Source organism: uncultured Microscilla sp., from assembly GCF_947493425.1.
Lineage (GTDB): Bacteria > Bacteroidota > Bacteroidia > Cytophagales > Microscillaceae > Microscilla.
On record NZ_CANLRP010000106.1, the window covers coordinates 23,848 to 31,025 of the forward strand.

8 protein-coding genes are annotated in these 7,178 nt (G+C 40.7%); 5 read left to right on the forward strand and 3 right to left on the reverse strand.

Annotation, left to right across the window (positions count from 1 at the left end; genetic code table 11):
• The first annotated feature begins 70 nt into the window (after positions 1–70).
• A complete protein-coding gene (locus Q0954_RS22485) occupies positions 71–730 on the forward strand; it encodes a hypothetical protein (RefSeq protein WP_299460659.1) in 660 nt (219 codons plus the stop codon).
• A gap of 228 nt (positions 731–958) precedes the next feature.
• Here the strand turns inward: Q0954_RS22485 and menD are convergent, their stop codons facing one another.
• Positions 959–2,707, reverse strand: a complete 1,749-nt coding sequence (gene menD, locus Q0954_RS22490; protein WP_299460661.1) for a 2-succinyl-5-enolpyruvyl-6-hydroxy-3-cyclohexene-1-carboxylic-acid synthase — start codon at positions 2,705–2,707, stop codon at positions 959–961.
• A gap of 112 nt (positions 2,708–2,819) precedes the next feature.
• On the opposite strand from menD, the gene Q0954_RS22495 reads away from it, so the two are divergent.
• Positions 2,820–3,353 carry a YcxB family protein gene (locus Q0954_RS22495; RefSeq protein WP_299460663.1) on the forward strand — a complete coding sequence of 178 codons (534 nt, stop codon included), beginning with the start codon at positions 2,820–2,822 and terminating at the stop codon, positions 3,351–3,353.
• Positions 3,354–3,549: 196 nt separating this feature from the next.
• Here the strand turns inward: Q0954_RS22495 and Q0954_RS22500 are convergent, their stop codons facing one another.
• The gene (locus tag Q0954_RS22500; protein ID WP_299460665.1) at positions 3,550–4,179 is read right to left on the reverse strand and encodes a DinB family protein; all 630 of its coding nucleotides are present in this window, start codon (positions 4,177–4,179) and stop codon (positions 3,550–3,552) included.
• A 163-nt stretch (positions 4,180–4,342) separates the two neighbouring features.
• Here Q0954_RS22500 and Q0954_RS22505 point away from each other — a divergent pair, with 163 nt between their 5' ends.
• Both Q0954_RS22505 and Q0954_RS22510 read left to right on the forward strand, forming a co-directional pair.
• On the forward strand, positions 4,343–5,302 hold the full coding sequence (locus Q0954_RS22505) for a GlxA family transcriptional regulator (protein WP_299460667.1): 960 nt from the start codon (positions 4,343–4,345) through the stop codon (positions 5,300–5,302).
• A gap of 4 nt (positions 5,303–5,306) precedes the next feature.
• Complete coding sequence (locus Q0954_RS22510; protein ID WP_299460669.1) at positions 5,307–5,690, forward strand: hypothetical protein; 384 nt, start codon at positions 5,307–5,309, stop codon at positions 5,688–5,690.
• 17 nt (positions 5,691–5,707) lie between these two features.
• Here the strand turns inward: Q0954_RS22510 and Q0954_RS22515 are convergent, their stop codons facing one another.
• Positions 5,708–5,911, reverse strand: a complete 204-nt coding sequence (locus tag Q0954_RS22515; protein ID WP_299460671.1) for a YwbE family protein — start codon at positions 5,909–5,911, stop codon at positions 5,708–5,710.
• 123 nt (positions 5,912–6,034) lie between these two features.
• Between Q0954_RS22515 and rsmI the strand changes: the two genes are divergently transcribed.
• Positions 6,035–6,718, forward strand: a complete 684-nt coding sequence (gene rsmI, locus Q0954_RS22520) for a 16S rRNA (cytidine(1402)-2'-O)-methyltransferase (protein ID WP_299460673.1) — start codon at positions 6,035–6,037, stop codon at positions 6,716–6,718.
• Positions 6,719–7,178 lie beyond the last annotated feature (460 nt).

A 7,178-nucleotide genomic window follows, 5' to 3' on the forward strand; every position in this document is an offset into this window, starting at 1 on the left:
GTCTACCCCCTTGAATGCGCAAAAATATAACACAGAAAAAAAATATTACTAATAAAAAATTTGATTAACCATGAAAAAGATATTAGTCACTTTAGCATTATACCTTGTTTTTTTTACTACTTATGCTCAAAGTACTGACAGTACCCAAGCAGGCACCAAATCCACCAATAAATCAACTTCTGAAGTACAAACACTGCTGAATGGCAAATCTCATTTTGGTTTTTTTGTAGCTCCTGTCATCAAGGGAGGGTTGATTATGGATGAAGCCGCCTTATTGCCTGGCCTACGTTTAGGCTGGACCATCAATAGGGTGGTGAGCCTGGGGTTTGAGGGGTATGGTTTGGCTCCCACTATTACCCGGAACGATATTTTAGATAACCAAAAAGTACGCCCTTTGATGGGTTATGGTGGTTTTTTTATTGAGCCCATTATTGGGTCAAAAAAACTGGTACACATCACTACTCCGGTAATGATAGGCGCCGGGTGGATAGGTCATATACGCGATTGGAACGACGAACGCAGCGAACCTTACCGAGACGATCTGATAGACGACCAGGTGGTGTGGGTGGTAGAACCTGGTATAAATGCCGAATTAAACGTTGCCAATTTCTTCAGAGTAAATCTTGGCATAAGCTACCGTTTTATGTCAGAGTCTAGCTTGGTCAACACTCCTATAAAATCATTTGAAGGCTTGAACTATTCGCTTACTCTTAAGTTTGGGAGATTTTAGAGGATAGTTTTTTTATTTGGTTCAAGTTTTCGCTGCCTGCATTTATTCTTAATGAATCAAATGTAGGCAGTTTTTTATGCCTATTATTTAAGAAGGTATTCAAAAAAAGAGACAATTTCCTTGCTTCGGGCAGTGTCTTCACACCTTATCGAAACCTCGAATTTTGCAAGCTTTAGAGGGGTTCCTTAAGAAGTGTTCAAAAAGAAAGAGACGGTTTACTAGTACTCCCTACGACTTGAAGCCTTGTTTAAATGCTTGAAATACAGCTGCATTGGTACTGCTGTCGGTTTCTATTTCCAGAATTTTTGCTTGTTCACTTTCGTGAAAAAAGTCAGCAAGTTGTACTTTAAGATTACCTCGGTCTTTAATCAGGCTGTAGCCCAAATTAAAATCTTTGGCTGTATTGTGAGCATTGAGTGGTTGCTGGGTTTCAAAATACTCTGCCAACTCAGGTTGTTCTTTAGCTCCATTAATAATTCTGAAAATCCCCCCCGCGTGATTATTGAGTAACACGATTCGTAGGTTTTTGGGTACGTAATTGTTCCATAAGCCATTACGATCATAAAAAAAAGCAAGGTCACCCGTAATTAAAGTCACTATTTGATCAGGGGTTGCCAGTGCTGCTCCTACTGCCGTGCTAGTGCTACCATCTATGCCGCTGGTACCTCGATTAGCAAATACTTGGGCGCGAGGTTGGTTGTTTCCAATGGTCTCTAGCCCCAAATGGTTTACATAGCGCACAGTCATACTATTCGCCAAATGCAAAACAACACCTTCGGGCAAAACTTGCAGTACATAACGAATTGCCTCAAACTCGGTCAGGGCATGATCACTAAATGCAAACTGTGCCACATGTCGGGCAGCTTGTTGGTTGTATTGATGCCATTGCTGCGCCATTTCATTGTCTTCATCTTGCTCACCATCCAGCATATTCATAAAATCAAGATCGCTGAATAATTGATTGAAAAAGTAAGTAGGTGCTACCGGAATATGATGAGTCAATGACTGAAACGTATCTGCTACTACCGCTTCGGTACCAATGTGCCAATGATAACGAGGGCGGTATTTTCTCAAAAGCAACTTGAGTGATTTAGAAATAAGCGATCGACCGTAGGTAATCAACAACTCCGGACAAAATGAGCTATGGAGGTGTTCGGTTGGTTTGCCCAAAAAAGTATCATGGTACTTTACGCTTTTTTCTAGTGTATGGGTATTTGATATCACGTCGCCTACTATAGGTATGTTGTAATCTTGTTGAATATTGTCCAAGGCTTTTAGCAAGGTCGGGTCATGAGGGTGTTGTCCCGCTACAATGAGTTTATCTGGAATACCTTCCCACTGATCAAGCAAACGGTTCCAGGTGGATTTGTCCAAAGTAGCCTGTTTTGGTATTACTTCTATCACCTTTACCGGGTCAAACCTGACTTGCTCGTTTGCTGTGGGGTAAAATGGTTCGCGAATGGGTACATTGACATGTATAGGGGCTCCTTGTTGATCTTGCGCAGCTCCGGTGGCAGCATTGATTGCCTCGTTTACTATTCGTTCTATGTGCCACACAGCGTCAGGATGGCTGTAGTCTGCAGGTAGTTGATAGCTTGCCCTCACATGTTGCTCATAAATATTTTGCTGGCGGATGGTTTGCCCGTCCAATTGGTCTATCCATTCAGGAGGACGGTCGGCTGTAAAGATCACCAAGGGTATTTTTTGATAAAAAGCCTCTGCTATAGCTGGAGCATAATTGAGTGATGCCGACCCTGAGGTACATACCAATGCCACTGGGGTGTTTTTTTGCTGGGCAATGCCCATAGCCACAAATGCCGCGGATCGCTCATCGGTAATGGTATAAGTTTTAATGCGAGGGTGCCGGGTAAAAGCAAGGGTAAGGTGAGCACAGCGTGACCCAGGCGAAAGTACTACTTCTGTAAGTCCTTTTTGGGCACAAATTTCGGCTATATTAAGTATGGGTTGTAGTATCAAGGCTTTAAATGTTTTGAAGTAGGAAAATAAGGAAATACTTGGGGGAAATGCAATGAGATAGATAGAAATACCTACTTTTGGGGCCTAATGAGCATCAAACAAATACATCCCAATGAATTTAGCCTATACCTTATCCGAAAACGATTTCTTAACTTTTCAATTGTTTAATGTCTCTACATCGGGTCGTTTACAAAAAAGAAAAACACGTGCTAGAATTTTGTTTCCAGTAGCATTTCTTGGTTTAGCCATCGTGTTTTACCTTGACTCCGATACCAGAATGAGTGCTTACTTTGTGGGGTGTGCTTTGATTTTTGGTTTGTTTTATGGCAAGTATATGAATTGGCGGTACAAGTTCCATTACATCAAACAAGTAAAACACTATTATAGTGATTTATTTGGCAACCATATTCGAATAGAGTTGCAAGATGATTACATTTTTACGCAAGACAGCACCAGCGAAGCCAAGGTTAAAATCTCAGAAATTGAAGTAATAAATGAGATTAGCTCCCATTTCTTTGTAAAAGTTTCCAATGCCAATTCATTGATTATTCCTAAAAATCAGCAAGTGGATGCGTTGGCACTCAAGAATAGGTTCAAAGAACTGAATATTGATATAAATGAGTGTTTAGACTGGAAGTGGAGTTAATAAAATCATTGGTATAAAAAATCCTGAGTCATCAATATTTAATGCTCAGGATTGAAACTCTGATTTGCAAAACAACATTATCATCTAAGTATTAAGACAAAATTAGTCTTACATAAAAAATGTGTAAAGTGTTGATTATTAGTAATTTGTTGTTGCTTATCGCTTGAAGCTAATGGCTTGCAACTACTTAAATACATTACTTTTTCAAATCAGCCATTACCTCCATCATTTGTGCGTGGTGACGCATACTATGTGTAACTATTACTAAAAACAACTGATAAGCATCTGCTTTGCCATAAGGCGAACGTCCAAAGTGGTTGCGTAAAGGCAAATCTTCGTTGGCCAAAAAAGCTTTGATCGTTTTACGCGATTGTTTGAGCTGAGCAATGCTCTCTTCTTGGGTCAAAGCCTTGGGAGCATTGTTCAAAGGAGTTTTTACCTTGCGTCCCCGGTCGGCAATTTTACTAATCAACCAAGCATCTTTGTGCCGCAGGTTGGTAGAGTTATCAGCGGGTGCTTTCAATGTTTTTTTAATCTGTCCCAAAATGGCTTTCTCTGCTTGAATAATATGGGTCATACATTGCCCCATCGACCAAGTATCTTTATTGGTTTGTTTGTTCCAGATAGCTTTATCTATCGACAAGATGGTCTTAATAAGATCAGTTTCGGTTACGTTCAAAAAATTTTGTAAAAAAGCTTTTTCATTCGTGTTTATAGTGCCTTTGTGAGACATATTTGTCACTACAGAAGCCTGTTCTGTTTGTGCTTGTAGTTGTATGCTCAAGCAACAAAACAAGGCCAGGAATAAAGTGTTGATTTGTTTCATAATAGATAAAGGTGTTTGTATTTGTTTAAAAAGATTTGATAGCACTCAGGATGAGTGCTATTCATTAGTATTGCAAAGTTAAGCTATAAGTGTTATATTTACATTGGCTGATAAGCCAATATAGTGTGGTGTTTTAGCCAAATGTATTGTTAAGTTTTTTGCAATGAAAAAAATCAGTCTTTTAATGCCTTTTGGCAATCATAGCCTTCCTTTAGCTTCTACCATTGCCATTTTAAACATTGCCCAAAGCCTGGGCTGTCCTCTTGATTATCAATTGGTGTCCCCCAAGAATAAACGCAATTTTGAAATGTCACCATTTATGGTAAAGGCAGATACTACTATTGCCGAAGTGACAGCAACTGATTTGGTAATTGTGTCACCTATTGATACCAATGTGTCTATAGATGCGGTGTTACAAGAAGCCCCTCAATTGTTTGAATGGATTAGACAGCAATATACTCAAGGAGCAGAAGTAGTATCTTTGTGTACTGGAGCTTATATATTGGCTGCCACTGGTTTGCTCAATGGTAAAGAAGCTGCTTCGCATTTTTCGGTAATGACTGATCTTAGGCAAAGGTTTTCGGAGGTAAATTGGCAAAAAGACGCAATCATTACCGAAAAAGATAGGGTGATTACAAGTGGTGGGGCACTATCATCGCTCAATGCCTTGATCTATTGGTTGCTTAAATATTACGACCGTCATAAGGTATTGAGCATAGCCAAAAAACTACAAATAGATTACCCACGTACCTCACAAAAGCCTTATTATATCTTTAGTAATCAAAAAAAACATCAGGATGAACTAGTGCTGAAGGTGCAGGAATATATGGAACAATACCAGGGAGAATCGCTCAATTTTGATACATTAGCCGAAAGGCATCATATCAGTCGGCGTAGCCTTAACCGGAGGTTTAAAAGTGCCACAGGAGAATCATTGCGCTCATACCAGCAACGCATTATCATAGAAAAAGCCAAAGAACAATTGGAGTACAAAAACATTACAGTACAAGAGCTTGCCTATAGGTTGGGTTATGTAGATGTGGCCTCTTTTAGAAACTTGTTTTATAAAGTAACGGGCACTTTACCAAATGAATACCAAAAGAAATTTGCACTAATAAGGTAGAGAAATGGGAACATACAGTAATCAGGAATGGTATATAAAAGCCGTTCAGCAGTTGACAACCAAATATGGTGATGTGCCACCTCCGTGGATATATTCGCCCAATGGACACCCCTATAGTATGGAATGGCGCATGGGAGGGGGAGAATCGCATATAATGATATTAGGTGAATGGCTTGATCAACAAAACTTTGATCAAGCAGCCCGCATTGCCTATATGAGAAAATACCCGCCTCCACCTCGTTGGTTACAGTGGGCAGCACGGTTTATCTGGGCGCTCCAAACAACCAAAGGTGTTGATTTTACTCCTTATTTTGAACAATTGAAATCGTTGGGTTTTGAGGGGGTAGACCATTTTGAGCAAGACTTTAATGACGAACGCTGGGAATAATTACTCAAAACATGATTTTACTCCTCTTCTGGCAATATATTTTTTACTCGCCCTACTTCACCAGTTTCCAATTGTACCTTGATGCCATGGGGGTGGGTAGGCGACTTGGTCAATAGTCGTTGTACTACCCCTTTGGTCAGGGCTCCCGTTCGTTGATCGGCTTTCATTACTATTTCTACCAATTGCCCAGGGTGTATATCTTTTCGGTTTTTACCATCCATAACTTAAATATTTACTTTTTTTGTGGGAAAACATCTGCCTTTTAGCGAGAAATTGCTGCAAAATAGTGCGAATTATTTTTTAGCTATAACTTTGCAAACTTAAAGATTTGACTTGTTATAACAATGGATACAACCCAAGAAACGGTTTTATATTTAGTGCCTACTCCCATTGGCAACCTCGATGACATTACTTTGCGTGCCATTAAAACACTACAATCAGTAGATGTAATTTTGGCAGAAGATACCCGTACCTCAGGGGTGTTGCTTCGACACCTTGACATTGGCAAGCCCTTACAAAGTTACCATATTCATAACGAGCACAAAGTACTGCAACAGTTGGTAGAACGTATGCAAAAAGGCGAAAAAATGGCGTTGATTTCAGACGCTGGTACACCTGCCATCTCTGATCCTGGTTTTTTGCTGGTGCGCGAATGTCTCAAGCATGACATACAAATAGAGTGTTTGCCAGGGGCTACAGCCTTTGTACCTGCTTTGGTCAAATCGGGCTTACCCAACGACCGTTTTATTTTTGAAGGTTTTTTGCCCCATAAAAAAGGCCGACAAACCCGCCTGCAACAACTTGCCACTGAAACCCGCACCATGGTATTTTATGAGTCGCCCCACCGATTGGTAAAAATGCTCCATCAATTGACCGAAGTTTTAGGCAAAGATCGTCAGGCATCGGTATCGCGCGAGCTCACCAAAATCTACGAAGAAACTGTCAATGGTACTTTGGAAGAAATAGCCCAGCATTTTGAAGCCAAAAAAGTAAAGGGCGAAATAGTAGTGGTAGTGGCAGGGAGTTAATTACGAATGGGCGCAAGGCTTATTAATTACGAATTGGTCAATTACGAATTACGAATGGGCGCGAGGCGCTACTGACTAAATTACGAATGGGTTTGAAGTGACTATGTTCTACAGACTCCCGACTCTGGACTAAATTACGAATGGGCGCTGAAAAACTCTGGTCTACTGACTCCCGACTCTGGACTAAATTATGAATGGGCGCTGAAAAACTATGGTCTACTGGCTCCCGACTCTGGACTAAATTACGAAGCGGCGCTGAAAAACTCTGGTCTACTGACTCCCGGCTCTGGACTAAATTACGAATGGGCGCTGAAAAACTCTGGTCTACTGACTCCCGACTCTGGACTAAATTACGAAGCGGCGCTGAAAAACTCTGGTCTACTGACTCCCGACTCTGGACTAAATTACGAATGGGCGCTGAAAAACTCTGGTCTACTGACTCCCGACTCTGGACTAAATT